The following is a 24,710-nucleotide window of genomic DNA, read 5'->3' as shown; positions in this document are numbered from 1 at the left end:
ATGTTTGGGATTCTGGCAAAATTCTTTCGTTTTTCAGGCAGGGAAAATGGCAATAAATTTAAACTGTCGATAGTGATCGGACTCATAGAGGCTCTTGCCTCAGCAATGAAGATTCCGGCTATTATGTACATACTGATTGGTCTGCTGAGTGGGAAACCGACAGGAAAATATATTGGAGGCTCCGTTGCGATTATGGTTCTTGCAATTGTAGTCGACGTAATCTGCAAGAGATACTCTACAGTGCTTCAGACAGAGGGAGGATATAATGCAAGTGCTTTTATGAGAATCAAGATTGCAGAACATCTGCGATATCTGCCGATGGGGTATTTCAATTCCAATAGTATCGGGGAAATTTCTTCCATTACAACCAATACAATGGAAATACTTGGCGATGTGGCTGCGAGAGTGGTTATGCTGACAATGCAGGGAATTCTGGAAACATCAATGATCATTCTTATGCTGTTTATTTTTGACTGGAGAATCGGACTGATAGCTGCAGCAGGAGTACTTATTTTCTTTGGGGTCAATTCTGTGATGCAGAATGCGGGTAAAAAAGATTCAGAGCAAAAAGTGGTATGCGATACGGAGCTTGTAAACCAGATCATGGAGTATCTGCAGGGAATATCAGAAGTTAAATCATATAACTTGCTTGGGAAACAGGCGAAAAGATTAAATGATGCAAATGAAGCATGTGAAAAGATCAATACAAAGATGGAAATGCTGTTTGTGCCCTATCATTTTCTGCAAAGTGTGATAACCAAAATTACAGGTGCTGTGATCGTGGCTTGCAGTGCATATTTTTATATTAATGGAACTATGAGTGCGGTCTATGCGATCGGTATGACAATTTCAGCATTTATGCTTTATGCCAGTCTGGAATGTGCAGGAAATTATTCATCTCTTTTACATGTGGTAAGCGTATGTGTAGATAAAGCAAATGCAATATTGGAGCTGGATACCATGGATATCGACGGTAAAGAAATACAGCCGGAAAATTACGATATCAGACTTTCTAATGTTTCGTTTTCTTATGACAAACGGAAGATCATTGATGATATATCGCTCTCTATTCCGCAGAAAACGACGACAGCAATCGTTGGACCATCTGGTGGAGGAAAATCAACACTTTGCAATCTGATCGCCAGATTCTGGGATGTGGATTCAGGGGAAGTGACACTTGGAGGCGTGAATGTAAAAGACTATAGTATGAACAGTCTGATGCGTAATTTTTCATTTGTATTTCAGTCTGTGTATTTGTTTGCAGACACCATTGAGAATAATATTAAATTCGGACGCCAGGATGCAAGTCATGAGGAAGTGGTGGAAGCGGCGAAGAAAGCATGTTGTCATGATTTCATCAGCAAACTTCCAAATGGATATGACACAGTGATCGGAGAAGGAGGAGCCACACTTTCCGGTGGTGAGAAGCAGCGTATTTCGATAGCCAGAGCGATTATGAAGGATGCGCCAATCGTCATATTGGATGAAGCAACGGCAAATGTTGATCCGGAGAATGAAAAGGAACTGATGGATGCAGTAGATGCACTTACAAAGGAAAAAACGATTATTATGATTGCCCACAGATTAAAAACAGTCAGACATGCAGACCAGATAGTGGTTGTTGAAAAAGGAAGAATTGCACAGCAGGGAACACATGAGCAATTAATGAAACAGGAAGGTATTTATAAGAGATTTGTGGATGCAAGGCAGCAGGCGGTAAGTTGGAAACTGGTGCACTGAGAAATAATCCACAGTTGGTGAATATCCAAATTGAATTGTCTGAAAGAGATTTAATTTAAGTTTCGCTAAGTTTTACTTATATAGGCAGAATGAGGGATATTCAATAAAGTAATATGAAAAAAGCACTGAAAACTGATCATAAACTTGCAGGGCGTTTATTTTTACCATTTTGCATGGCTCGTAGCGTTCACAAATTCTTCACAAAAAAATTAGCACTCACCTCTTGTTATTGTGACGTTGGTTTTGTCTAGTTTCATATAGTTCCGTAACGCCCTGTTTACAAGGAATTCACGGATTTTGAAAATTTGTAGCTGTTCATCAAAAATCGTCATTTTTCAGAAATTTGGGGTCAAAATTGGCGTCAGATAGCACACCAGAGAGAAAAATTAAATACTTTATAGACTACGGAACGTACACTTTTGGCGTTCCTTTTCTATTCCCAGTCGTTCAGAAATGGACGGCTTTTTTCACTTTGTAGGAAAGTTCTCCTTTGGAGAACTCTTGATATAAAAGTACTGGGATATATCTGCAAAGATGATTGCAACTTGTCTGCATATGTTAAAAGGATCCCCATATATTTATCAGGGAGAAGAAATAGGTATGACAAATGCATATTTCAAATCGATCAGTGATTACAGAGACATCGAATCGATCAATGCATACAAAGAGTATACAGAAAGCGGGCTGATGACAGAAGAAGAAATGTTGAACTGCCTGAAGATGATCAGCCGTGACAATGCCAGAACACCAATGCAGTGGGATGACAGCGCAAATGCAGGATTTACTATGGGAACCCCCTGGATCAGTGTAAACAAAAATTATACACAGATTAATGCAAAAGCAGCACTGGAAGACAAGGATAGTGTATTCTACTACTATCAGAAACTGATCCGGCTGCGTCACCAGTATGAAGTGATCGTGGAAGGAGTATTCCACGGACTGCTGGAAAGATAATGATGATATCTATGCATATGAGAGAACGCTTGGAAACGAAAAACTGGTGGTGGCATGCAACTTTACAAATAAGGAAGTCCCATGCGAACTGTTCGAAGAAAACAAAGGCGAAGAGCTGATCACAAACTACAAAAACCATGTAGAAGGAATTTTGCAGCCATACGAGACAAGAGTGATTCTCTACAAATAGCAACGGCTTCAGAAAAAATATAGCCGTGTTATCGAATACTTTGCCAAAGAGCAGAGACTTTCACTCATTTGATGGAATTATTATGACGGATACTACAATGCAGACAATCTTCCTGCAAAGGCTAGGGCTCTTTTCCAATGCTGTCAGGAAAACAAATGTGACTGGAGTTAAGAAAGGTAGCCGTTGGTCTTGTATTCAATGCATCCGGCGTAAAAGACGTATTGTTACAGTTATTCAATAAGATTATTGGAGCATAAAAATGGTATTGCTATTGTGCGGACATTTGCATATAATAAAGATAGATGGAAACACTACTCACGAAAGGAGATGTTTTATATGGCTACAAAATCAGCAAATTTATATGCAAGGATTGAACCAGATGTCAAAGAAAAAGCAGAAAGTATCCTGTCTACACTTGGTATCCCTGCTTCCAGTGCTATCAATATGTTTTATAAACAGATTATCTTACAGAGAGGACTTCCGTTTGAAGTAAAAATACCATCTGCCAGACCTGTTGATATCAGCACATTATCAGAAGCAGAGTTCAATGAAGAATTGGAGAAAGGATATGCGGATATGCAGGCTGGACGGACAAAAAATGCGAAGAAAGCCTTTGCTGACATTCGCAAGGATTATGGCTTATGATATATGAAGTAGAAGTATCCGAACAGGCTGACAGTGATTTGAGAGGGATTTTTGAATATATTGCTTTTGAATTACAATCGCCGGAAAATGCAATCGGACAGCTTGACCGTCTAGAAGAACAGATATTAAGTTTGGATACGATGTCAGAGCGTTATCGAAAATATGAAAAAGAACCGTGGAAAAGCCGTGGGCTTCGTGTATTGCCAGTAGATAATTATGTGGTACTTTATATTCCAGACAACGATAAAAAAGTTGTAACAATACTTAGAGTAATGTATGCCGGACGGGACATAGACAATCAGTTAAATCTCCATACAAAGTAATAAAGAATATGATTTAAAGCAGTCTTTCATTTATGATCGACTGCTTTTTTCATGCTCAAAATTAGAAGAAAGGACTGAATTATGATGGGAGAATGTAGCGTATTGATTGAAACGACAAAATCAGCAGAGGATAAAACCTCTCGCTGGTTTGATTTACCCATTGCTTATGAGCTGTTCCGTGACCTGTTCGGTGTGGAAGCTGACAGTGGCGATTATCAAATCATTGATATGAAGCTCCCTTTTGCTGGCGATATTGTAAAAACAACCAGTGTCAGACGATTAAATAAGCTGTACTTTGATTACATGGATTTACAGCCAGAAGTTCAGCAGGCATATAAAGAGTTGATTCCCTATTGTGGCGGTATAGAGGATTTATTGCAGAAATGTCAGTGTCAGCTCCGATACTGTCAAGGACGCTACCGCTTTCTTGGAAACATTCTTTAAGCTCTATCCGACAGCTACGGAAAAAGAACTTGCCTATTATGTCAAAGACGGTGTGATTGCTCCTGTATCCGGCGACTATGTATTTTCAGAACTGGTAAATCCTGTTTTTACCAAAGATGGCGATAATCTTAAGGTCAGTATGTCTGTGAAGTATCTGGATAACAAGTCGAAAATGACACAAATCTCACAGTATGAACTTGTGTTACATAAGGACGATAACTGGAAGATTATTAAATAAGACAAAAGGCTTGCTGTCGTAGAAACTACGCATAGCAAGCCTAAATATCACATTAAATGTATATCACTCCATTTTTTCATATCTTGAAGAATCGGTACAAAACTTTTCCCTAAATCAGTTAAAGAATATTCTACTTTCGGGGGGACTTCTTGATATACATATCGTGAGATAAACCCATCTTGCTCCAATTCTCTAAGCTGTTTCGTCAGAGTAGACTGTGTAATATCGCCTAATCTTCGGCGTAGTTCCCCGAATCTTTGAATTTCATATTCTGAAATATACCACAAAATAGTTATTTTCCACTTTCCACTTAAAATATTTTGGATACGAACCATGGACGCACATTGAGGAAGTGGCGATTTCATATTACTCATAAAATCCCTCCTTTAATGGTATTATATCTTTTTAGATTCATTATTGCAATGTACTATTGTTTTTTATACTTAGTATTATTTTCAGCACTATAAACAAAAAAGACAGTACTTTTCAAGTTTTACATACTTGCTATAATTTGAAATAAGAAAGGCGGTGACAACAATTAACACATCAATCAATATTGCAGGAATTACATTTAAAAATCCGATAATGCCTGCGTCTGGAACATTTGGCTCTGGACAAGAATATAGTGAATTTGTAGATTTGAACCAACTAGGTGCAGTAGTTACTAAAGGCGTTTCATTAACTCTATGGGAAGGAAATCCAGCCCCCAGAATCATGGAAACAAGCAGTGGAATGATAAATGCTGTTGGATTACAAAATCCTGGAATTGACGTATTTATAGAGCGTGATATTCCCTTTCTTCAAAAATTTGATACTAAAATAATTGTTAATGTGTGTGGCAATTCAGTGTCTGATTACTTACAAGTTGTAGAAAGACTATCTGAAACTGTTGTCGATATGCTAGAAATCAATATTTCATGCCCGAATGTTGAACATGGTGGCATTGCATTTGGGCAAGAGCCAAAGATGGTGGAATACATTACCAGTGAAATAAAAAAGATAACCCAAAAGCCTATCTCCATGAAATTAACACCTAATGTAACTGATATAACAGAAATAGCAAAAGCGGTTGAAGCAGGTGGAGCAGATTCTATTTCTCTAATCAACACAATTACAGGTATGAGAATAGATGTACAGAAAAGGAAATTCTGTGTTGCAAATAAAACAGGTGGTTTATCCGGTTCGGCAATAAAACCGATTGCACTAAGAATGGTTTATCAAGTCTGTCATGCAGTTAAGATTCCAGTAATCGGTATGGGTGGAATTGCTACAATAAATGATGTTTTGGAATTTATCATGGCTGGAGCTACTGGTATCGCAATAGGAACAGCAAATTTTAACAATCCTTTTGTTATGCCAGAAATCATATCAGAATTAAGTAAATATATGGAAGAAAACAACATTGAGACCTTAGATGAAATCAGAGGTATTGTTGGTTAAAAACTAGGAGGAAATTATTATGCATTACACAGGAACAATATGGCGTCCACCATACGAAGCATGCTTTTCAATCAGTTAAATCTTAAAATCATTGAATCTTCTATGTTGACGATTTATAAGACATCTGAATTGTATCAAGAAATTCAAAAGGGAAACTGGAAAGAAGAAAGTGAAATAGAAAAACTTATTGAATTAAAGACACTTGTTGAAAATCTTACAATAAACACAAGAATTGTGACTGATGGTGCGTCTAATTTAATACAGGTTCGTGGTAATCTGCCAGCCGACAAGAAGAAATTGATTAAGCATTTGGAATATCAGATTTCCAATGCCGATGAAGCATCTTTAAGAGAATATCGTGTGAATCTGCGACATTTGTAAAATCGAAAGGATTCTTTATGATTGGAATAAATAGAAAAGACATACAAGCAATCTTAAAAGCCGGTGCAAAAACAAAAGGAATGTCCACATCGGAGTTTAAGGCAGAAATACAAGCGACTATCGACAATATTATAAATAGTTCGGACATTGAAGAACAAAAACCGTTTTAAACAATACTTTGGAAACAGAATACCTACACCAGAGGAATATATTTATACGATTACAAAAAAGACAACGATTAAATTTTAAAAATCTATTGTCATACAAGGTGGTGCTTCTATGAGTAATCAATCATGGGTGTTACCAAAGGTATCTGCTCACATTATGCGACATACGGCTTGTACCAGAATGGCAGAAAAGAGAATAGACGTAAAAGTTCTTCAATATATTATGGGACACGCCCACATAGATGTAACAATGGACGTATATAACCATGTAAGTGAGATGTCCAGAATTGAGAGTGAAATCACAAGGCTGGAAAGCGTAGCAATTAGCTGACACCAAAAATAAAAAATTGGTGTCAAAATGGTGTCAAACCAAGAAAAAGTGATGATTATAAGGAAGAAAAAGTGTTGCAAACCTCGTAAAATCAAGGTTTGCAAAAAAAATCTCAAAAAATTAGCACTCACCTCTTGACAGTGCTAATAACAAGTGTTATATTACAACTAGAACAAAGGAAGGGGAACAAAAAGAGATGATAAAGATTCACCGACTGGCGTTTCAGATGACAACAACACTTCAGAGTAAATCCGAATGTGCTAAATAAATTAATAAATGTCTTTTGAAAGGAGATATGACTTATGTTAATGCCTAGTATTTTTGGAGAGAACTTATTGGATGATTTCTTTGGAGAACCATTTGGAGGATATGATTACAGTGAATCCGGACTTATGACAACGGATGTAAAAGATACCGATAAAGGCTATGAAGTAACGATGAACATGCCTGGAGTTAAAAAAGAAGATGTAAAAGCAGAACTGAAAGATGGTTATCTGACAGTCAGTGCTGAGACGAACACGAAGAAAGATGAAAAAGCTGAAGATGGCAAGTACATCCGCCGTGAACGTTACAGTGGATCCTGCAGCAGAAGCTTTTATGTAGGCGACGGTGTCAAACAGGAAGACATCAAAGCCAAATTTGAAGACGGTACATTGAAACTGTTCGTACCGAAAGAAGCAGCAAAACCTGCTGTAGAACAGAAGAAATACATTTCCATTGAGGGATAATCAGAATGCGGATTGTAAGCGTCCGGTTACAAGGCTGCCAGATGAGGCAGCCGCTTAAAAAGAAAGTTAGCTAAATTCAGATAGATTTATAAGGAGGAACGACTTATGTTAATGCCTAGTATTTTTAATGATAACTTATTTGATGATTTCTTTGATTTTCCATTTTATGATGATAAAGCAGATCGTAAGATCCAGAGAAAACTGTATGGACATCATGCAGGCAATCTGATGAAGACAGATATCAAAGAGAAAAAAGATGGTTATGAACTGGAGATCGATCTTCCGGGATTCAAGAAAGATGAAGTTACAGCAGAACTGAATGACGGATATCTGACAGTCAGCGCTGCCAAAGGACTGGATCAGGATGAGCAGGAGAAAGAAACTGGTAAGTACATCCGTCGTGAACGTTACGCAGGAGCCTGCCAGAGAAGTTATTATGTAGGTGAAGATATCACGGAAGAAGATATCAAGGCTGAGTTTAAGCATGGTATCCTGAAACTCTTTGTCCCGAAGAAAGAAGTAAAACCAGCAGTAGAAGAGAAGAAATATATCAGTATCGAAGGATAATGACAACACGTTAAAAACTTTCAAATACACCATATGATGAGGGCAGCATACAGGAGCAAAATCCTGTATGCTGCCCTTTTTGCCATCTATATAAATGGAAATTTGAGAAAGTCTGGATAGTATAATGAAGTTAGGATTTGATCTGTATTTTGAGATGTGGAAAAAGGGAGAAATATCCATCAGAAAAGCTGTGTAGTAGTGGTGAATCGAAAAATAAAATCTGAGAGAGTTTTCGAATGTGGGAATCGGAGAATTACAGATAATGAAAAATCAACCATGAGAAAGGGAATGTTTAGTGTTATGGCATGGACATTCCCTTTTATGGACATTCTAATGTGCAAGTAATGCAGTCGGCAGAAAAAATATAGAAGTAGAGAGAGCAGCTGTTTGAATATCTGGAATACTATAAACAGGACAGGGGATATTTGTTAAGTTTCAATTTTTAATAAAAATAAGAAGCGCGGAATCCAGAACTTGGAGTATCAAGGGAAAAGGATTTTGGAAGTAATTGTATAAGATATAAGGATAATAAGAGAAACAGCTTGCTGGCATCGGCAAGCTGTATTATAGAAAAAGCCCTGCTTTATGCAAGGCTTTTGAAGTATGAGAAAGATTTTCATTTACCAGATTCCAAGCACATGCTGCATGGAAAGACTGGCGATCGTGATACCGATCCAACAGCAGAAACCAAGAGCGAGTGGTTTGCCGCCGGTTTTGATCAGCTTGATGATATTCGTATTCAGACCGACTGCACTCATGGCGAGGACGATGAAGAACTTGCTGAGTGTCTTCAGCGGAGTAAATACATCTGCGGATACGCCGGCTGAAGTTGCGATCGTTGTGATCACGGAAGCGAGAACAAAGTAGAGGATGAACATCGGGAAAATCTTTTTAAATTCCACTTTCTTTCCTTCGGCTTTGGAGCTGCGTGTCCGGATAAATGCGAGAACCAGTGTGATCGGGATGATCGCGAGCGTTCGGGTAAGTTTGACCGTAACTGCTTTATCCAGTGTGGCAGAACCGAGGGCGTAGAGCGAATCCCAGGTGGAAGCCGCTGCAGTTACGGAAGAGGTATCGTTGATCGCAGTTCCGGCAAAGATACCGAAGGCTTCCCCGCTTTTGGTTGAAAATCCAAGCAGTGCACCAAGTGAAGGGAAGAACAGTGCGGCGAGCATGTTGAAAAAGAAGATAACAGAGATTGCCTGTGCAACTTCTTCATCATCCGCATCAATGACCGGTGCTGTTGCGGCAATTGCAGAGCCTCCACAGATGGAAGATCCGACACCGACCAGTGTGGAAATATTTCCCGGTACATGCATAACTTTATGTAACAGATATGCAATGATCAGGGACGTTGAAATCGTCGTTACGATAATTGGCAGTGACTGTTTTCCGGTTTCCAGAATCACGGAGAGATTCAGTCCGAAACCGAGAAGGATTACAGCGTACTGAAGAACCTTCTTTGACACAAAAGTAATACCGTCCTGAAACATGGATTTGTCTTTTAATAATAAAGTAATGATCATTCCGGCAAGGATACCGAATACCGGTCCGCCGATGATTGGAAATGTCTGTCCGAGGAACCAGCATGGAACGGCGATGACCAGACAAAGTAAGATGCCTTTCCAACATTTTGTTATAAAATTCATAGAAATACCCCTTTCAAGTGAAATAAATAAGTTACTCTCATATAACAGTGCCTATCATAACACAAAAATACAATAAAATTAAATTATATATATTTATAAAACAATAAAAATATATTATGATAGATGGAAAGAAGTTAAGAAAAATTTATTTCAGTGAGGAGAGAAACGAATGCAGGATTTTCGCATGGATACATTTTTAACGGTATGCAAGTATATGAATTACACCAAAGCGGCGAAAGAGCTGAATCTGACGCAACCGGCAGTTTCCCAGCATATTCATTTTCTGGAGCAGACCTACGGAGTGGAGCTTTTTGCACATAATGGGAAAAGAATGGAGCTTACAAGAGCAGGCGAGATCTTAAAAAGGTCAGCACTTACGATGAAGCATGACGAATTTCACATGCAGGAAAAAATGAGACATGCGGCAGGAGACGTGCAGAATTATGCTTTTGGTGCAACACTTTCCGTGGCAGAATTTATGATAACGGAGGATTTAGAACGGTTTATCCTAAATCATCCGGAGAGTCATATCCGGGTGGAGGTGGCAAATACAAAGGAGCTGCTTATGAAACTTGATGCAGGGGAACTGGATTTTGCAATCATCGAGGGAGAATTTCCAAAAGATGAATATGAGTATCTTCTTTATAGTCAGGAAGAATATGTGGCAGCAGGAAATAAAAAAATTGCGGAAAGATTCAGGGGAGCATCGATAAAAGATTTATTTACGGAACGGATCATTCTGCGGGAACCAGGCTCGGGAACCAGAGAAATTCTGGAAAATGAGCTGAAAAGGAGAGGACTTCAGGTATCTGACTTTGCCAACCTGACAGAGATCGGAAACATCGGAGTAATCCAGAAAATGCTCCAGGCAGGACTTGGGGTAACTTTTTTCTATCAGGCGACCATAAAAGGAAAAGAAGAGCTGCAGGTGATTCGGTTAAATGATTTTAAACTCAGGCATGATATCATGTTCATTTACCGGAAGAACAGTATTTTTGAAAAAGATTACCGGCAGATTTATGAAGAATTCCGTGAAAACGGGAAAATGGATAAAGAAGGGAAATTCCAAAAGTAATTTGAGAATAAGGTGGAAATAACGAAAGATTCCCGATATAATAACAATATAAGATTTTGGGGATAAGGAGGTAAAGTGTGATAAAACGGGGAATCCGGACATTGCACAAAAGAAAGTGATGCATACACTGAAAAAATTTGTAAAATATTATGCGCCGTACAGGACAGTATTCTTTCTGGATCTGATCTGTGCGGCGATCATCAGTCTGGTGGATCTTGCATTTCCACAGATTTTAAGAACACTGACAAAGACTTTATTTACAGAGGATCCATCACAGATCCTTGGAGCACTTCTGCCGATAGGACTGGCTTTGCTTGTGATGTATATCATACAGACATTTTGTAAATATTATGTCAGTTATCAGGGTCATATGATGGGGGCACATATGGAACGGGATATGCGCCAGAAGTTATTTGATCATTATGAGAGACTTTCTTTTTCTTATTATGACCAGAATAATTCCGGACAGATGATGAGCAAGCTGGTGTCGGATCTGTTTGATATTTCCGAGTTTGCGCACCATGGACCGGAGAATTTATTTATATCCGTAATTAAAATCGTTGGTTCGTTTACATTTTTGTTTCTTATTAACTGGAGACTGGCGATTCCGCTGCTTGTGATGGTTGTATTTATGCTGATCTTTTCTTATAAGCAGAACCGTCAGATGCAGGAGACTTTTATGGACAACCGGAGAAAGATCGGGGATGTCAATTCCAGTCTGCAGGATACACTTGCGGGAATCCGTGTGGTGCAGTCGTTTGCAAATGAAAAGATTGAACGGGAGAAATTCAAGAAAAGCAATGAAGGATTTCTGGTATCCAAGGATGCAAACTATCATTGTATGGGAAGCTTTATGAGTGGCAATCTTTTCTTCCAGGGAATGATGTATCTGATCACATTAGTGTTCGGTGGATGGCTGATCGCACATGGGAAAATGGAAGCTGCCGATCTTGCCATGTATGCGCTTTACATCGGAATTTTTATCAGTCCGATCCAGATTCTTGTGGAGCTTACCGAGATGATGCAGAAAGGTCTTTCCGGTTTCCGGCGCTTTCTGGATGTTGTGGAGACGGAGCCGGAGATTGTAAATGCACCGGATGCGGAGCCACTTGAAAATGTAAAGGGTGAAGTGGAATATAAAAATGTTTCTTTCCATTACAGTGATGATGATACGCCGGTACTGGATCGGGTATCTTTTAAGATCCCGGCTGGAAGATCCATTGCCCTTGTGGGACCGTCGGGAAGTGGAAAGACGACGATCTGTTCCCTGCTTCCAAGATTTTATGATGTGACCGGAGGTGTGATCACGATCGATGGGCAGGATGTAAGAAAGCTGACACTGGAAAGTCTGAGAAGTCAGATCGGACTGGTACAGCAGGATGTCTATCTGTTCTGTGGATCGATCAGGGAAAATATTGCTTATGGAAAACCGGGGGCATCGATGGAAGAAATTATCGATGCGGCGAAGAAGGCAAATATCCATGAATTTATCATGTCCCTGCCGGATGGATATGACAGCTTTGTAGGAGAACGAGGAACCCGTCTGTCGGGTGGACAGAAGCAGAGGATTTCGATTGCAAGAGTATTTCTTAAGAATCCGCCGATATTGATTTTGGACGAGGCGACCAGTGCGCTTGACAATGAGAGTGAGCGCTGGATCCAGCAGAGCCTGGAAGAGCTTGCGAAGAACCGGACCACGATCACGATCGCACACCGGCTTTCTACGATCCGCAATGCGGATGAGATTCTTGTGGTTGCAAATAATGGAATCGCTGAACGGGGAAATCATGATGAATTGCTTGAGCAGGGTGGAATTTATGCGCATTATTATGAGATGTCATGATGTTGGTGTCAAAAGGTATTTTGACACCTTTGATACCAGATTGCTACGTGCTTTGCACTCTCGCAATCCTCAAAAACATGAGTAAGTGAGGAAATCAAAATAAGTAAACAAAAAAGCTTCTTTTCAGAAAAACAGGAGGGCCGTTTCTGAAAAAGAAGCTTTTTATATCGTAAAATTGTAAGCAGTGTGTGCTGGTCTATATTTGCAAAACATTACACAGCTTAATCACACATATGGCAGGCTGCGCATGCAGACGGTGTCGTTGCGCATCCGCCGAGAGCTGTCTCCCGAAGCTCTGCCGGAAGACGCTTTCCTACAGTGTACACCGCTTCCAGCATTTCATCGAATGGAATCAGCTGGCGTACTCCGGAAAGGGCGATCTCTGCAGCGATCGTTGCATTTGCCACACCGGCAGCATTACGGTTCTGGCAAGGATATTCGACCAGCCCGCCGACCGGATCGCAGACCAGACCGAGCATATTCATAAGAACAGTGGATGCTGCGGCAAGGGATTGTTCCGGGGATCCGCCCATCAGTTCAACGGTTGCAGATGCCGCCATTGCAGATGCGATTCCGACTTCTGCCTGACATCCGCCGACTGCTCCGGCGACAGTTGCATTGCGCATAGCAAGATAACCGATCGCGCTGGCATTATAAAGTCCCTGCTTGATCTGTTCATCGGAAAGATCATAGGTTTCCTGGAGGGCAAGCAGAAGTCCCGGAACGATACCGGCAGATCCGGCAGTCGGGGAAGCTACGATCACACCCATGGAAGCATTGGTTTCCAGAGTTGCCATCGCGTAAATGACAGCTCTTTCCAGAAGATCTCCGCAAAGACCTTTTCCGGTATCTTTGTGATCTGAGATTTTTTTTGCTTCGCCACCGATCAGTCCACCCATGGATTTGACCGGGGTATGGATCGGAGTAGAAGCGGCTGATTTCATGATCTCAAGAACACGATCCATTTTGCGGTCTGTCTCTTCCGGATCCTGTTCTCCCTCTGTGAGCTCTCTCTGAAGCATCACAGCAGAAATTGAAAGGCCTTGTTCCTGACAGACTTTTAATAATTCTTTTGCATTTCTAAAATCCATAATCTGTATTCTCCTTCCAATTACATCTGAACAACCATAACGTTGTATACATTTTTGTTTCTTCTGATTGTATCTGCGATATCTTCCGGTACCAGATCATCGGATTCTACGATGGTATAAGCGGTATTTCCTTTGGATTCGCGGAACAGACGCATGAATGCGATATTGATTCCAAGTTCGCTGAGGCATTTGGTAATGTAAGCAACAACGCCCGGTGCATCTTTCTGAACGACGACGATCGAGCTGTATTCTCCGGTAAAATCGACCTCCACACCATTGATCCGGCACAGGCGGGCTTTTCCGCCACCGAGAGATTCTCCGCGGATCGTCATCTCCAGCCCTTCTTCATTTACCATCAGGATATCGACGGTATTCGGGTGTACGTCGGTTTCTACGTTGTTCGGAATGAAAGAATATTCGATTCCGTTGTCTGTCGCGATCTGGAAGGAATCGCGGATGCGCACGTCATCGGTGGCAAATCCCATAATACCGCCGAGAAGAGCACGGTCCGTACCATGACCGTGATAGGTTTTGGCAAAAGATCCATAAAGGGTAAATTCTACTTTTTTAAGAGAACCGGTGAGAAGCTTTCTTGCAAGCAGAGCGATTCTGGCAGCTCCCGCAGTATGGGAGCTTGATGGTCCGATCATATTCGGTCCCATGACATCAAAAACACTGATAAAGGACATAGTAAACCTCCTGTAAAATAATTGTTTTACGTAAGTAAAAAGGATTGACGTCTTATTAGTTATATTGTACCATCAACTTATGAGTGAAACAAATTCATAGATTTTATGAAGACGTTGAAAATTTTTCATAATGGAGTCAGAAGATGGAATTACGTCAATTACAGACTTTTATACAGATCGCGCAGATGCAGAGCTTTTCCAGAACGGCAGAGATGCTGGGGTATTCGCAGTCGGCAGTGACGGTTCAGATCCGACAGCTGGAAAATGAACTTGGGAAAAGGCTGTTCGACAGGACAGGAAAGAAAGTGGTGCTTACCCCGCAGGGGGAAGAATTTCTGGAGCATGCCAACCGGATCCTTTATGATGTTCATCAGGCGAAAGCATCCATGAATGATACGGATGAATTGAAAAACCCACTTCACATTGGGACGATCGAGTCTCTGTGTACGGTGAAATTTCCAAAGATCATAAGGAAATTCAGGGAACAGTATCCCAGGGTTTCTATCCGGATCACGGTAGATTCTCCGGAAAAGCTGATCCAGATGATGGAACATAATGAACTGGATATGATCTATATTCTGGATACACCAAGATGGGACAGCAACTGGATTAAGGTGATGGAGAAGGCAGAACCAGTTATGTTTGTGACATCAGTCAGTCACCGGCTGGCAAAAGAAAGAAATTTATTGCTTGATGATCTGCTGAAAGAGTCTTTTTATCTTACAGAGCGCAATGCCAATTACAGGCAGGCACTTGATGGTCAGCTGGCGTTAAGAAGAAAAGAGCTTTCTCCGATGCTGGAGATCAGTGATACTGCATTTATCAAAAAAATGCTGATGCGTGGGGGAGGCGTTTCATTCCTGCCACGTTTTGCAGTAGAAGATGATATTGAGAAAAAGAAACTCACACTTTTGGATGTGAAAGATATAGAAATTACGATGTATCGTCAGATTTTCTATCATAAAAATAAGTTCAAGACAAAAGAGATGGAGAAATTTGCAGAGTTTGCACTGGAGGACAACTAAGAGAAAATACAGCTATGGATAAGAAAAAATATACTGGGAGAATCCGGAACAAGACAATACTGGTATTTATTGTTATTTTTATCGGGATAAACTGTGCGGTGCATTTGCAGACAATGAACCGTATAAATGAAGAAAAACTAAAAGCAACTTATACAGCGGAGGCTACTGTCCGGAGAATAGAGGCGCAGATTAATAAATATCTGTCAAAATCCGATCTGCTGAAACAGATCATTGAGTCTGGAAGTACGATATCCGATGAAAATTTTACGGAGCTTTCCGGGTTTATGATGGCCGATGATGATGTGATCGATGTGATCGAACTGGCAAAAGGCGGTACTGTATCGTCTGTGTATCCGCTGAGCGGGAACGAAGAAGCAATGGGACTGGACATGTTTACTGATCCGGATCGGAAGACAAGTGCGACGATCGCAAAAGACAGTGGAGAATATACGATCGCAGGTCCGTTTCAGCTGGTGCAGGGTGGAGAGGGCGCATTATTATTCGATCCGGTCTATGTGAAAGGAGAAAACGGGCAGGAAGAATTCTGGGGATTTACGATTCTGGTTATTGACTGGGAGAAATTTATAGACGAGGTCGAGCTGGAGGAAGCATCTTATTATTATCAGGTATGGAAAAAGAATCCTGTCACAGGTAAAAAGCTCACGATTGCGCAATGCGAGAAACCGGTGCTGGATAATGCTCTGGAAGTCGCATGTGAGGTTCCGAATGATACCTGGTATTTTGAAATCTGCCCGAAAGAAGGATGGTATTCCAAATCACAGATTTGGCTGAACAGGCTGTTGGGTGCACTCCTTGCGGTCCTGATCGCGATATTGTACTGGCAGCGTGGAATGCGGAGTTATAAAGAGGCGCGTTACGCAGAAGAAATCAAGAAGTCGGCAGAGGAAGCGAAGGCGGCAAACACAGCGAAGACAGGATTCCTTTCACGGATGAGCCATGATATAAGGACACCGTTAAATGGAATTGTCGGCTTACTTAAGATTGACGCGAAGCATCCGGAGGACAGAGAACAGGTAGATAAAAACCGGGAGAAAATGCTGATAGCAGCCAATCATCTTCTGGCACTGATCAATGATGTGTTGCAGATGAGCAAACTGGAAAGTGGAGAGATGGTTCTGGCACATGATGTGGTAAATTTAAATGAGTTATCGCAGGATATTCTGACGATCATGGAGCAACGTGCAGCAGAAGCAGGTGTTAACATAGAGTATGACAGAACATCGGATAAGGTAGAGTTCCCGTATGTGTATGCGAGTGCGTTACATGTCCGTCAGCTTTTCCTGAATGTATATGGGAACTGTGTGAAATATAATCAGATCGGTGGAAAAGTAAAGATCCGTCTGGAAAATTTAGGATTGAAGGATGGAATTGTCACCTATCGATGGATCATTTCAGATACGGGAAGAGGGATGAGCCAGGAATTCCTGAAGCATATCTTTGAACCGTTTGCACAGGAGCATACGGACGCAAGAAGTGTTTATAATGGAACCGGACTTGGAATGGCAATTGTCAATACACTTGTCCACAAAATGAATGGTACAATCGAAGTGAGCAGTATAGAGGGAAAGGGTAGTACATTTATCATCACGCTTCCTTTTGAGGTGACACAGGAAAAGAAAAAGGTGGAGAGCCTTCCTGCAGAGGAGACTCCGAGTATCTCTGGACTCAATCTTCTGCTTGCAGAAGACAATGAGCTGAATGCGGAGATTGCAGAGGTATTGCTGAAGGATGAAGGCGCCCACATTACTCTGGTGAAGGATGGACAGCAGGCGGTCGGTGCATTTGCCAGAAGTGAACCAGGAACTTTTGATGCGATCCTGATGGATATTATGATGCCAAACATGGATGGAATCACCGCAACGAAAAGGATCCGTGCAATGAACCGGCAGGATGCAAAAGATATTCCGATCATTGCAATGACGGCGAATGCATTTGAAGAGGATGCCAGAAGATGTATGGAAGCAGGAATGAATGCACATCTGTCGAAGCCATTCCAGATGAAAAAAGTAATTGAGACAATTGCGAAATTTTGCAAAAATAAATAAAAAAATCAGTTGACAAATGGAAAATGTCAGCATATACTGTAACCAATTAAAGCAATAAACCGATGAGCAAGAGGAGTAAGTAAAGATATTTATTTCCAGAGAGCTGCCGATGGTGGAAAGGCAGTAGTAAGAGTTTTTACCGAATGGACTTGTGAGGGCAGCTTGAAACTGCAGGGCAGGAGTAGACGCTGACGGGATGCTCGCCCGTTACCAAGGAGATGTGTATGTCAGTACGCAGTTGAGAGGTCGATCAAAATCGGCAATAAGGGTGGTACCGCAGAAGTAGAATTTCAAGAGCTTTTGTCCCTGTATAAGTGAAAATCTTATACAGAGACGAAAGCTCTTTTTTCGTGCTACAAAGAGGGCGTGCACGTCCGAAAAAGAATCATTTTTGTGCTTGCACAAAGAATGATTCTTTACAGGACGTATAAGCAGTCTTCACACGACCGAGATGCAGCGTAGCGGAATCGAGGTGTGTAAAGACGCACGCCCGGAGTAAATCATTCAAAAACAAGCTTACTCAACATAAAAACAACAACGAAAAATCAGGAGGAAAGAATCATGTACCCAGATTGTGATGAAATTTTAAAAATGGCACCGGATTATGACATCATTCCGGTTTGCCGTGAAATCTACGCAGACGTTATTACATCGATCACACTTCTACGGAAGCTCGCAGCAGTCAGCAAACGCTATTATCTGCTGGAGAGTGTAGAGGGAGGCGAAAAGTGGGGACGTTATTCTTTCCTTGGGTTTGATCCGGTGATGCGTGTAAAATGCAGTTGTGGAAAAGTAACGATAGAAAAGGACGGCGAAGAAACGGAAAAGGTGACAGACAAACCGCTTGAAGTGCTGCGGGAGATTTTAAAAGATTACAAAGCGCCAAGGCTTGAAGGACTTCCGCCATTTGCCGGAGGATTTGTCGGATATTTTGCTTATGCGATGATCGGATACGCAGAGCCGAAGCTGAACATCAAAAAAGGAACCTTCAATGACTACGATATGATGCTTTTCGATAAAGTCATTGCTTACGATCATCTGAAACAGAAGATCAGCATTATCGTCAACATGAAAACAGATAAGGTGATGGAGAATTATGGAAAGGCAACCGCACAGATACAGGATCTGGCAAATCTGATCCGGAGCCAGCAGACAGCAGATATTCCGGTATCAAAAAGCAAGATTGATTTTACCTGCAATGTCAGTAAAGAAGAGTATTGTAAGCTGGTTGAAAAGACAAAAGAGTATATTGTGGACGGAGACATTTTCCAGGCTGTTATTTCCAGACAGTTTTCCAGCCCGTATGAGGGCAGCCTGATCAATCCTTACCGGGTGCTCAGGACCACGAACCCATCTCCGTACATGGTTTACATGAAGATTGATGACGATGAGATCATGAGTACCTCGCCGGAGACGCTTGTCCGGCTGGAAAATGGCAGGCTTACCACATTCCCGGTAGCAGGATCCAGACCAAGAGGACTGACAGAAGAAGAGGATCAGGAACTGGAAGCAGATCTTCTTTCCGATGAAAAAGAGCTTTCCGAGCATAACATGCTGGTAGATCTTGGAAGAAATGATCTGGGGCGGATCTCCAGATTCGATTCGGTGGAAGTTACGAAATATATGATGATCCACAAGTATTCAAAGATCATGCATATCTGCTCACAGGTAGAGGGAGATATCAAAGATGACTGTGATGCACTCAGCGCGATCGAGTCTGTACTTCCGGCAGGAACTCTTTCCGGTGCGCCAAAGATCCGTGCATGCGAGATCATCGAAGAGCTGGAAAGCGAAGAGAGAGGTGTCTACGGAGGTGCACTCGGATATCTGGATTTCACCGGCAATATGGATACCTGTATTGCGATCCGGATGGCAGTCAAGAAAGACGGAAGAGTCTATGTACAGGCGGGTGGCGGAATTGTAGCCGACAGTATTCCGGAAAATGAATACCAGGAATCAGCAAATAAGGCAGCAGCTGTGATGAATGCGATCAAGGCAGCAAAGGAGGTACTGGAATAATGATTCTTTTAATTGATAATTACGACAGCTTTTCCTACAATCTGGTGCAGATGGCAGGAAGTATCAACCCGGACATCAAGGTCATCCGAAACGATGAACTTACTGTAGAAGAAATTGAAAAATTGCATCCGGATAAGATCATCTTATCTCCGGGACCGGGGTATCCGAAGGATGCCGGTGTGTGTGAAGAAGTGGTACAGAAGCTGCAGGGCAAGTTCCCAATCATGGGAGTCTGCCTTGGGCATCAAGCGATCTGCGAAGCCTACGGTGGTGAGATCATCCATGCAAAGGAACTGATGCATGGCAAGAAAAGCAACGTGAAAATTGATACAGCAAGTCCAATCTTTCAGGGAATGCCGGAAGAAATCGATGCGGCAAGATACCATTCTTTGGCGGCAGATACCGAAAAAATACCGAAAGCTTTAAAAGTGATAGCTACTGCAAATGACGGAGAAGTGATGGCAGTCCAGCATAAAGAGTATCCGGTGTACGGATTACAGTTTCATCCGGAATCGATTCTGACACCGAAGGGAAGGAAGATTCTGGAGAATTTTCTGGGGCTGTAGAGAGGAAAGGTGTCAAAATACCTTTTGAAACCAACTCATAAAATAGCAGAGACAACAAGGCAGATAAGATGGAGGACAAAAATTATGATCAGAGAAGCAATTGCAAAGTTAACAAAAAAAGAAGATCTTACATACGAAGAGGCAAGAGGTGTCATGGAAGAAATGATGGATGGTACTGCTACGCAGGCGCAGATGGGCGGTCTTTTGATGGCACTTTCCATGCAGGGCGAGACCATTGATGAGATTACCGCATTTGCAGAAGTGATGCGTGAAAAGGGTGTGAAGATCAAACCGGAGAGAGAGGTCATTGATATCGTCGGAACGGGCGGAGACCAGGTGGGAACCTTCAACATTTCCACAACATCTGCATTTGTAGTGGCAGCAGGCGGCGTGCCGGTTGCAAAGCATGGAAACCGCAGCGTGTCCAGCCGGAGCGGAGCAGCTGATGTTCTTGAAAAGCTTGGCGTGGAAGTTGCACTTACTGCGGAGCAGAATGAAACAGTATTAAACGAGACTGGTATCTGCTTCATGTTTGCACCGGTTTACCACTCATCGATGAAATATGCGGCACCGGTCAGAAAAGAGCTGGGAGTGAGAACAGTATTCAATATTCTCGGACCTCTTTCCAATCCGGCAGCGGCAACCATGCAGCTTCTCGGTGTATATGATAAAGAGCTTGCAGGAACGATGGCAGAGGTACTTTCCAATCTGGGTGTGACCAGGGGCGTTGCCGTTTGTGGCGAGGACGGACTGGATGAAATTACACTCACCGGAGAAACGGATGTACACGAAATCCGTTTTGGAGAAATTACTTCTTATACGATCACACCGGAACAGTTCGGGCTGTCCAGATGCCCGCTTGCCGATCTGATCGGAGGAACACCGGAAGAAAATGCACAGATCACGATGGATATTTTGACTGGAAAAGAGACTGGGGCAAAGAGAGATGTGGTTCTGATGAATGCAGGTATGGCACTTTACCTTGGAATTGACGGGATCACGCTTGCCGAAGGCGTGGAAAAAGCAAAAGAACTGATCGAGAGCGGAGCAGCACTTAAGAAATACGAAGAGTTCCGTGAGGCAACAAAAGCAGTCACAGCAAAATAGGAGAGGGCAATGATTTTAGAAAAGATTGCAGCAGATACGAAGCTGCGTGTGGAAAAAGCAAAAAGAAAGGTTCCATATTCGGAAATCTGCAGAAGGGCAATGGCGATGGATGCCAATACCGGCTTCCCATTTGAAAAGGCACTTGCAGAGCCGGGGATTCATTATATCTGTGAGGTGAAAAAAGCATCCCCGTCAAAAGGTGTGATCGCGCAGGATTTCCCGTATCTGGAGATTGCGAGGGAGTATGAAAAAGCAGGGGCAGCTGCGATTTCCTGTCTGACAGAGCCAAAATATTTTCAGGGGAAGGACACTTACCTGAAAGAGATTACGGAAAATGTATCGATCCCGGTGCTCAGAAAGGATTTTACCATTGATGAGTATATGATCTATGAGGCAAAGACGCTGGGGGCTTCGGTGGTGCTTCTGATCTGTGCACTTCTGGATACCGAGACACTGAAAAGATACATAAAAGTTGCGGACCGGCTTGGTCTTTCCGCACTGGTGGAAGTCCATGATGAAGAAGAAATGCAGTCAGCGATTGAAGCAGGAGCAAGGGTAATCGGTGTAAATAACCGGAATCTGAAGGATTTTACCGTGGATATCGGTAACAGCATCCGGCTTCGCACTCTGGCACCGGAAAATGTACTTTTTGTAGCAGAAAGTGGGATAAAGACAGCGGAAGATATTGAAAAACTGCGCGAGGCGAAAGAGAACGGGGTACTGATCGGTGAGACACTGATGAGAAGCCCGGATAGGAAAGCGGCGCTTGAAAAACTGAATGGTGGAAGTTTATAAATGGGAAAAACAAAAATTAAAATATGTGGTCTGAAAAGACCGGAGGACATCCGGATCGTGAATCGCCTGAAGCCGGATTTTGTCGGGTTTGTATTTGCGGAAAGCAAGAGAAAAATTGACAAAAAACAGGCGGAAAAACTACGTGAAGCACTGGATCCGGATATTCCGGCAGTTGGAGTTTTTGTAAATGAACCGATCCAAAATGTCACAGAACTTTGCCGGGAAGGGATCATTCAGCTGGTGCAGCTTCACGGGAATGAGGATGACTGTTATATAGAAGAGATCAGGAAGAACCTGCCGGATACTCCGCTTATCAAGGCGGTGAGGGTGCAGTCAAAAGAGCAGATTCTGGAGGCAGAAAAGCTGGATGTGGATTATCTGCTTCTGGATACTTATGTAAAAGGGCAATATGGTGGCAGCGGAACCGGTTTTGACAAGGCACTGATCCCAAAGCTTACAAAGCCATATTTTCTTGCAGGTGGTCTGGATGCAGAAAATGTAAACGAAAATATTTCCAGATGCAATTCGTTTGCGGTGGATGTGAGCAGCGCAGTCGAAACGGATGGCGTAAAGGATGAAACAAAAATAGAGGAATTCATAGAAAGGGTACGAAATCATGAGTAAAGGAAGATATGGAGAATACGGCGGACAGTATGTGCCGGAGACGCTGATGAATGCAGTGCATGAGGTAGAAGAAGCATATGAGAAATATAAAAATGATCCGGAATTTAACCGGGAACTGGATGATCTGTTAAAGAACTATGCAGGGCGCCCGTCACTTTTATATGAGGCAAAGAAGATGACCAGAGATCTTGGCGGAGCAAAGATTTATCTGAAACGTGAAGATCTGAATCATACCGGTGCACATAAGATCAACAACGTTCTAGGTCAGGTGCTTCTTGCAAAGAAAATGGGGAAAACCCGTGTCATTGCAGAGACCGGAGCCGGACAGCACGGCGTGGCAACAGCGACAGCAGCAGCACTGATGGATATGGAATGTGAAATCTTTATGGGAAAAGAGGATACGGATCGTCAGGCACTGAATGTCTATCGTATGGAACTTCTTGGAGCGAAGGTGCATGCTGTTACAAGCGGAACCATGACGCTCAAGGATGCGGTCAACGAAACTATGAGGGAATGGGCAAACCGCATGGATGATACCCTTTATGTATTAGGTTCTGTTATGGGGCCACATCCATTTCCAATGATCGTCCGCGACTTCCAGAAGGTTATCGGAGAAGAGATCAAAGCTCAGATGCTGGAAAAAGAAGGTCGTCTTCCGGATGCTGTGATCGCCTGTGTCGGAGGCGGAAGTAATGCAATGGGAACTTTCTACGAATTCATTCCGGACAAGGAAGTACAGTTGATCGGATGTGAGGCAGCAGGACTTGGTGTGGATACTGAGAAAAATGCGGCAACGATCGCAAATGGTACAACTGGTATTTTCCATGGTATGAAATCTTTGTTCTGCCAGAACAAAGACGGACAGATCGCACCGGTTTATTCGATTTCCGCAGGACTGGATTATCCGGGAATCGGACCAGAGCATGCGATGCTTGCAGACGAAGGAAGAGCACAGTATGTACCGATCACCGATGAAGAAGCGGTTAATGCATTTGAATATCTGTCCAGAACTGAGGGAATCATCCCGGCAGTAGAAAGTGCACATGCGATTGCTTATGCGATGAAGCTGGCACCGACGATGGACAAGGACAAGATCATCGTTGTGACCGTATCCGGACGTGGAGACAAAGACGTAGCGGCAATTGCAAGATACAGAGGAGTGGAAATCTATGAATAAGATAAGCGAAGCATTTGAAAATAAAAAAGCATTTATCCCATTTATCACAGGAGGGGATCCGTCCTTGGATGTGACGAAAAAACTGATCCTTGCAATGCAGGAGGCAGGAGCAGACCTGATCGAGGTCGGAATCCCGTTTTCTGATCCGATCGCAGAAGGACCGGTGATCCAGGAGGCTGATGAACGTGCACTTTTAGCGGGCTGTACATTGGACAAATTATTTGATGCGATAAAGGAAGTAAAGGATGAGATCCATATTCCGATGGTATTTATGACTTATGTCAATCCAATTTTTACTTACGGAAAAGAGAAGTTTATGCAGCGATGTGTGGAATGTGGCATGGCAGGTGTGATCGTACCGGATGTTCCTTTTGAAGAAAAGGGAGAGCTTTCCGGTGTATGTAAGGAATATGGGATCGAACTGGTATCTCTGATTGCGCCGACCTCCCATGAAAGAATCAAAATGATTGCAAAAGAAGCGGAAGGATTTCTCTATTGCGTGTCTTCCCTTGGTGTTACCGGAGTCAGAAAGCAGATTACAACCAATATCGGTGAGATGATCGAGAAGGTAAGAGAAGTGACAGAGATTCCTTGCGCGGTAGGTTTTGGAATTGCCGAGCCGGAGCAGGCAAAGGAGATGGCATCCCTTTCCGATGGTGCGATCGTGGGATCGGCAATCGTGAAGATCGTCGCAAAGTATGGCGAGGATTGTGTGCCGTATGTGGCTGAGTATGTGAAGAAAATGAAAGCGGCTGTAGAAGAAGCCGGAAAATAAAGAGATATGGGAAATGGCTGTCCGGGTGGCAGCTATTTTGTGTGCATATAGAAAAATACTG

At 42.4% G+C, this 24,710-nt stretch carries 25 protein-coding genes, 3 pseudogenes and 1 other annotated feature; of the genes and pseudogenes, 24 read left to right on the top strand and 4 right to left on the bottom strand.

From position 1 onward, the window contains the following. From PGZ10_RS02270 to PGZ10_RS02240, 7 genes and pseudogenes are all read left to right on the top strand, one after another. Positions 1–1,740 carry an ABC transporter ATP-binding protein gene (locus PGZ10_RS02270; RefSeq protein WP_270246572.1) on the top strand — a complete coding sequence of 580 codons (1,740 nt, stop codon included), beginning with the start codon at positions 1–3 and terminating at the stop codon, positions 1,738–1,740. 534 nt (positions 1,741–2,274) lie between these two features. Further along, positions 2,275–2,694 carry an alpha-amylase family glycosyl hydrolase gene (locus PGZ10_RS02265; RefSeq protein WP_442872529.1) on the top strand — a complete coding sequence of 140 codons (420 nt, stop codon included), beginning with the start codon at positions 2,275–2,277 and terminating at the stop codon, positions 2,692–2,694. Between the two features lie 46 nt (positions 2,695–2,740). Beyond that, positions 2,741–2,884 (top strand): Beta-galactosidase C-terminal domain, encoded by a 144-nt coding sequence (locus PGZ10_RS02260; RefSeq protein ID WP_243002782.1) that lies wholly within the window; start codon positions 2,741–2,743, stop codon positions 2,882–2,884. 336 nt (positions 2,885–3,220) lie between these two features. Continuing rightward, positions 3,221–3,529: a type II toxin-antitoxin system RelB/DinJ family antitoxin gene (locus PGZ10_RS02255; RefSeq protein ID WP_028087852.1), complete on the top strand. Its 309-nt coding sequence runs from the start codon at positions 3,221–3,223 to the stop codon at positions 3,527–3,529. Next, positions 3,526–3,852, top strand: coding sequence for a type II toxin-antitoxin system RelE/ParE family toxin (locus tag PGZ10_RS02250; RefSeq protein WP_117556852.1), 327 nt, complete (start codon positions 3,526–3,528; stop codon positions 3,850–3,852). The genes PGZ10_RS02255 and PGZ10_RS02250 overlap by 4 nt, the downstream gene beginning before the upstream one ends. A gap of 102 nt (positions 3,853–3,954) precedes the next feature. Further along, complete coding sequence (locus tag PGZ10_RS02245; RefSeq protein WP_270540596.1) at positions 3,955–4,296, top strand: hypothetical protein; 342 nt, start codon at positions 3,955–3,957, stop codon at positions 4,294–4,296. Further along, positions 4,235–4,534 (top strand): annotated as a pseudogene (locus PGZ10_RS02240) (conjugal transfer protein); the annotation flags it as partial. The gene PGZ10_RS02245 and the pseudogene PGZ10_RS02240, both read left to right, overlap by 62 nt. A gap of 47 nt (positions 4,535–4,581) precedes the next feature. On the opposite strand, the gene PGZ10_RS02235 reads toward PGZ10_RS02240, so the two are convergent. Further along, positions 4,582–4,908, bottom strand: coding sequence for a winged helix-turn-helix transcriptional regulator (locus PGZ10_RS02235; RefSeq protein ID WP_117556854.1), 327 nt, complete (start codon positions 4,906–4,908; stop codon positions 4,582–4,584). Positions 4,909–5,071: 163 nt separating this feature from the next. Between PGZ10_RS02235 and PGZ10_RS02230 the strand changes: the two genes are divergently transcribed. From PGZ10_RS02230 to PGZ10_RS02205, 6 genes and pseudogenes are all read left to right on the top strand, one after another. Next, entirely contained in the window at positions 5,072–5,974 is a 903-nt protein-coding gene (locus tag PGZ10_RS02230) for a dihydroorotate dehydrogenase (RefSeq protein ID WP_270540628.1), read from the top strand. 129 nt (positions 5,975–6,103) lie between these two features. Continuing rightward, the gene (locus tag PGZ10_RS02225) at positions 6,104–6,355 is read left to right on the top strand and encodes a hypothetical protein (protein WP_270540595.1); all 252 of its coding nucleotides are present in this window, start codon (positions 6,104–6,106) and stop codon (positions 6,353–6,355) included. A gap of 17 nt (positions 6,356–6,372) precedes the next feature. After that, positions 6,373–6,604: pseudogene (locus PGZ10_RS02220) on the top strand (hypothetical protein). A gap of 48 nt (positions 6,605–6,652) precedes the next feature. Then, a pseudogene (locus tag PGZ10_RS02215) lies at positions 6,653–6,853 on the top strand (tyrosine-type recombinase/integrase); the annotation flags it as partial. 302 nt (positions 6,854–7,155) lie between these two features. After that, positions 7,156–7,581, top strand: a complete 426-nt coding sequence (locus PGZ10_RS02210) for an Hsp20/alpha crystallin family protein (RefSeq protein ID WP_008374340.1) — start codon at positions 7,156–7,158, stop codon at positions 7,579–7,581. 105 nt (positions 7,582–7,686) lie between these two features. Continuing rightward, a complete protein-coding gene (locus PGZ10_RS02205; RefSeq protein ID WP_008374342.1) occupies positions 7,687–8,148 on the top strand; it encodes an Hsp20/alpha crystallin family protein in 462 nt (153 codons plus the stop codon). 620 nt (positions 8,149–8,768) lie between these two features. On the opposite strand, the gene PGZ10_RS02200 is transcribed toward PGZ10_RS02205, so the two are convergent. Next, complete coding sequence (locus PGZ10_RS02200) at positions 8,769–9,797, bottom strand: YeiH family protein (RefSeq protein ID WP_117824151.1); 1,029 nt, start codon at positions 9,795–9,797, stop codon at positions 8,769–8,771. Between the two features lie 169 nt (positions 9,798–9,966). On the opposite strand from PGZ10_RS02200, the gene PGZ10_RS02195 reads away from it, so the two are divergent. Together PGZ10_RS02195 and PGZ10_RS02190 are read left to right on the top strand one after the other, a co-directional pair. Continuing rightward, positions 9,967–10,872, top strand: coding sequence for a LysR family transcriptional regulator (locus tag PGZ10_RS02195; RefSeq protein WP_117824150.1), 906 nt, complete (start codon positions 9,967–9,969; stop codon positions 10,870–10,872). 118 nt (positions 10,873–10,990) lie between these two features. Next, positions 10,991–12,715, top strand: coding sequence for an ABC transporter ATP-binding protein (locus tag PGZ10_RS02190; protein ID WP_270540594.1), 1,725 nt, complete (start codon positions 10,991–10,993; stop codon positions 12,713–12,715). A gap of 221 nt (positions 12,716–12,936) precedes the next feature. Here PGZ10_RS02190 and sdaAA read toward each other — a convergent pair whose 3' ends face one another. Further along, positions 12,937–13,806, bottom strand: coding sequence for an L-serine ammonia-lyase, iron-sulfur-dependent, subunit alpha (gene sdaAA / locus PGZ10_RS02185; protein ID WP_008374349.1), 870 nt, complete (start codon positions 13,804–13,806; stop codon positions 12,937–12,939). A gap of 20 nt (positions 13,807–13,826) precedes the next feature. Then, positions 13,827–14,495, bottom strand: a complete 669-nt coding sequence (sdaAB, locus tag PGZ10_RS02180; protein WP_270540593.1) for an L-serine ammonia-lyase, iron-sulfur-dependent subunit beta — start codon at positions 14,493–14,495, stop codon at positions 13,827–13,829. A 143-nt stretch (positions 14,496–14,638) separates the two neighbouring features. Here sdaAB and PGZ10_RS02175 point away from each other — a divergent pair, with 143 nt between their 5' ends. The 9 genes from PGZ10_RS02175 to trpA all read left to right on the top strand — a co-directional run bounded on the left by PGZ10_RS02175 (position 14,639) and on the right by trpA (position 24,649). Continuing rightward, positions 14,639–15,520 carry a LysR family transcriptional regulator gene (locus PGZ10_RS02175; protein WP_118198530.1) on the top strand — a complete coding sequence of 294 codons (882 nt, stop codon included), beginning with the start codon at positions 14,639–14,641 and terminating at the stop codon, positions 15,518–15,520. Positions 15,521–15,534: 14 nt separating this feature from the next. Further along, the gene (locus PGZ10_RS02170; protein WP_270540592.1) at positions 15,535–17,586 is read left to right on the top strand and encodes a response regulator; all 2,052 of its coding nucleotides are present in this window, start codon (positions 15,535–15,537) and stop codon (positions 17,584–17,586) included. A gap of 53 nt (positions 17,587–17,639) precedes the next feature. After that, positions 17,640–17,897 (top strand) — a binding site (T-box leader). Positions 17,898–18,144: 247 nt separating this feature from the next. After that, positions 18,145–19,605 carry an anthranilate synthase component I gene (gene trpE / locus PGZ10_RS02165; RefSeq protein WP_270540627.1) on the top strand — a complete coding sequence of 487 codons (1,461 nt, stop codon included), beginning with the start codon at positions 18,145–18,147 and terminating at the stop codon, positions 19,603–19,605. After that, positions 19,605–20,171 (top strand): anthranilate synthase component II, encoded by a 567-nt coding sequence (locus tag PGZ10_RS02160; RefSeq protein WP_195255355.1) that lies wholly within the window; start codon positions 19,605–19,607, stop codon positions 20,169–20,171. Before trpE ends, PGZ10_RS02160 begins: the two co-directional genes overlap by 1 nt. Before the next feature lie 84 nt (positions 20,172–20,255). Then, positions 20,256–21,278 (top strand): anthranilate phosphoribosyltransferase, encoded by a 1,023-nt coding sequence (gene trpD / locus PGZ10_RS02155; RefSeq protein ID WP_270223518.1) that lies wholly within the window; start codon positions 20,256–20,258, stop codon positions 21,276–21,278. 9 nt (positions 21,279–21,287) lie between these two features. Continuing rightward, the gene (gene trpC / locus PGZ10_RS02150) at positions 21,288–22,073 is read left to right on the top strand and encodes an indole-3-glycerol phosphate synthase TrpC (RefSeq protein WP_270540591.1); all 786 of its coding nucleotides are present in this window, start codon (positions 21,288–21,290) and stop codon (positions 22,071–22,073) included. Continuing rightward, positions 22,074–22,697, top strand: coding sequence for a phosphoribosylanthranilate isomerase (locus tag PGZ10_RS02145; protein WP_270540590.1), 624 nt, complete (start codon positions 22,074–22,076; stop codon positions 22,695–22,697). It abuts the gene before it with no gap. Continuing rightward, positions 22,690–23,874 carry a tryptophan synthase subunit beta gene (gene trpB / locus PGZ10_RS02140; RefSeq protein WP_117556877.1) on the top strand — a complete coding sequence of 395 codons (1,185 nt, stop codon included), beginning with the start codon at positions 22,690–22,692 and terminating at the stop codon, positions 23,872–23,874. The genes PGZ10_RS02145 and trpB overlap by 8 nt, the downstream gene beginning before the upstream one ends. Continuing rightward, positions 23,867–24,649 carry a tryptophan synthase subunit alpha gene (gene trpA / locus PGZ10_RS02135; RefSeq protein ID WP_117556879.1) on the top strand — a complete coding sequence of 261 codons (783 nt, stop codon included), beginning with the start codon at positions 23,867–23,869 and terminating at the stop codon, positions 24,647–24,649. The genes trpB and trpA overlap by 8 nt, the downstream gene beginning before the upstream one ends. Positions 24,650–24,710: the final 61 nt, after the last annotated feature.

Source organism: Coprococcus sp. AF102-57 (assembly GCF_027686195.1).
Lineage (GTDB): Bacteria > Bacillota > Clostridia > Lachnospirales > Lachnospiraceae > Allocoprococcus > Allocoprococcus comes.
This window is presented reverse-complemented; position numbering and strand designations above follow the sequence as displayed.

What these genes read in the sequence shown, in the direction of transcription:
- PGZ10_RS02270 (WP_270246572.1), top strand. Translation starts at nt 1, where the DNA reads ATGTTTGGGATTCTGGCAAAATTCTTTCGTTTTTCAGGCAGGGAAAAT.
- PGZ10_RS02265 (WP_442872529.1), top strand. Translation starts at nt 2,275, where the DNA reads ATGATTGCAACTTGTCTGCATATGTTAAAAGGATCCCCATATATTTAT.
- PGZ10_RS02255 (WP_028087852.1), top strand. Translation starts at nt 3,221, where the DNA reads ATGGCTACAAAATCAGCAAATTTATATGCAAGGATTGAACCAGATGTC.
- PGZ10_RS02250 (WP_117556852.1), top strand. Translation starts at nt 3,526, where the DNA reads ATGATATATGAAGTAGAAGTATCCGAACAGGCTGACAGTGATTTGAGA.
- PGZ10_RS02235 (WP_117556854.1), bottom strand. Translation starts at nt 4,908, where the DNA reads ATGAGTAATATGAAATCGCCACTTCCTCAATGTGCGTCCATGGTTCGT.
- PGZ10_RS02210 (WP_008374340.1), top strand. Translation starts at nt 7,156, where the DNA reads ATGTTAATGCCTAGTATTTTTGGAGAGAACTTATTGGATGATTTCTTT.
- PGZ10_RS02205 (WP_008374342.1), top strand. Translation starts at nt 7,687, where the DNA reads ATGTTAATGCCTAGTATTTTTAATGATAACTTATTTGATGATTTCTTT.
- PGZ10_RS02200 (WP_117824151.1), bottom strand. Translation starts at nt 9,797, where the DNA reads ATGAATTTTATAACAAAATGTTGGAAAGGCATCTTACTTTGTCTGGTC.
- PGZ10_RS02195 (WP_117824150.1), top strand. Translation starts at nt 9,967, where the DNA reads ATGCAGGATTTTCGCATGGATACATTTTTAACGGTATGCAAGTATATG.
- PGZ10_RS02190 (WP_270540594.1), top strand. Translation starts at nt 10,991, where the DNA reads ATGCATACACTGAAAAAATTTGTAAAATATTATGCGCCGTACAGGACA.
- sdaAA (WP_008374349.1), bottom strand. Translation starts at nt 13,806, where the DNA reads ATGGATTTTAGAAATGCAAAAGAATTATTAAAAGTCTGTCAGGAACAA.
- sdaAB (WP_270540593.1), bottom strand. Translation starts at nt 14,495, where the DNA reads ATGTCCTTTATCAGTGTTTTTGATGTCATGGGACCGAATATGATCGGA.
- PGZ10_RS02175 (WP_118198530.1), top strand. Translation starts at nt 14,639, where the DNA reads ATGGAATTACGTCAATTACAGACTTTTATACAGATCGCGCAGATGCAG.
- PGZ10_RS02170 (WP_270540592.1), top strand. Translation starts at nt 15,535, where the DNA reads ATGGATAAGAAAAAATATACTGGGAGAATCCGGAACAAGACAATACTG.
- PGZ10_RS02160 (WP_195255355.1), top strand. Translation starts at nt 19,605, where the DNA reads ATGATTCTTTTAATTGATAATTACGACAGCTTTTCCTACAATCTGGTG.
- trpD (WP_270223518.1), top strand. Translation starts at nt 20,256, where the DNA reads ATGATCAGAGAAGCAATTGCAAAGTTAACAAAAAAAGAAGATCTTACA.
- trpC (WP_270540591.1), top strand. Translation starts at nt 21,288, where the DNA reads ATGATTTTAGAAAAGATTGCAGCAGATACGAAGCTGCGTGTGGAAAAA.
- PGZ10_RS02145 (WP_270540590.1), top strand. Translation starts at nt 22,074, where the DNA reads ATGGGAAAAACAAAAATTAAAATATGTGGTCTGAAAAGACCGGAGGAC.
- trpB (WP_117556877.1), top strand. Translation starts at nt 22,690, where the DNA reads ATGAGTAAAGGAAGATATGGAGAATACGGCGGACAGTATGTGCCGGAG.
- trpA (WP_117556879.1), top strand. Translation starts at nt 23,867, where the DNA reads ATGAATAAGATAAGCGAAGCATTTGAAAATAAAAAAGCATTTATCCCA.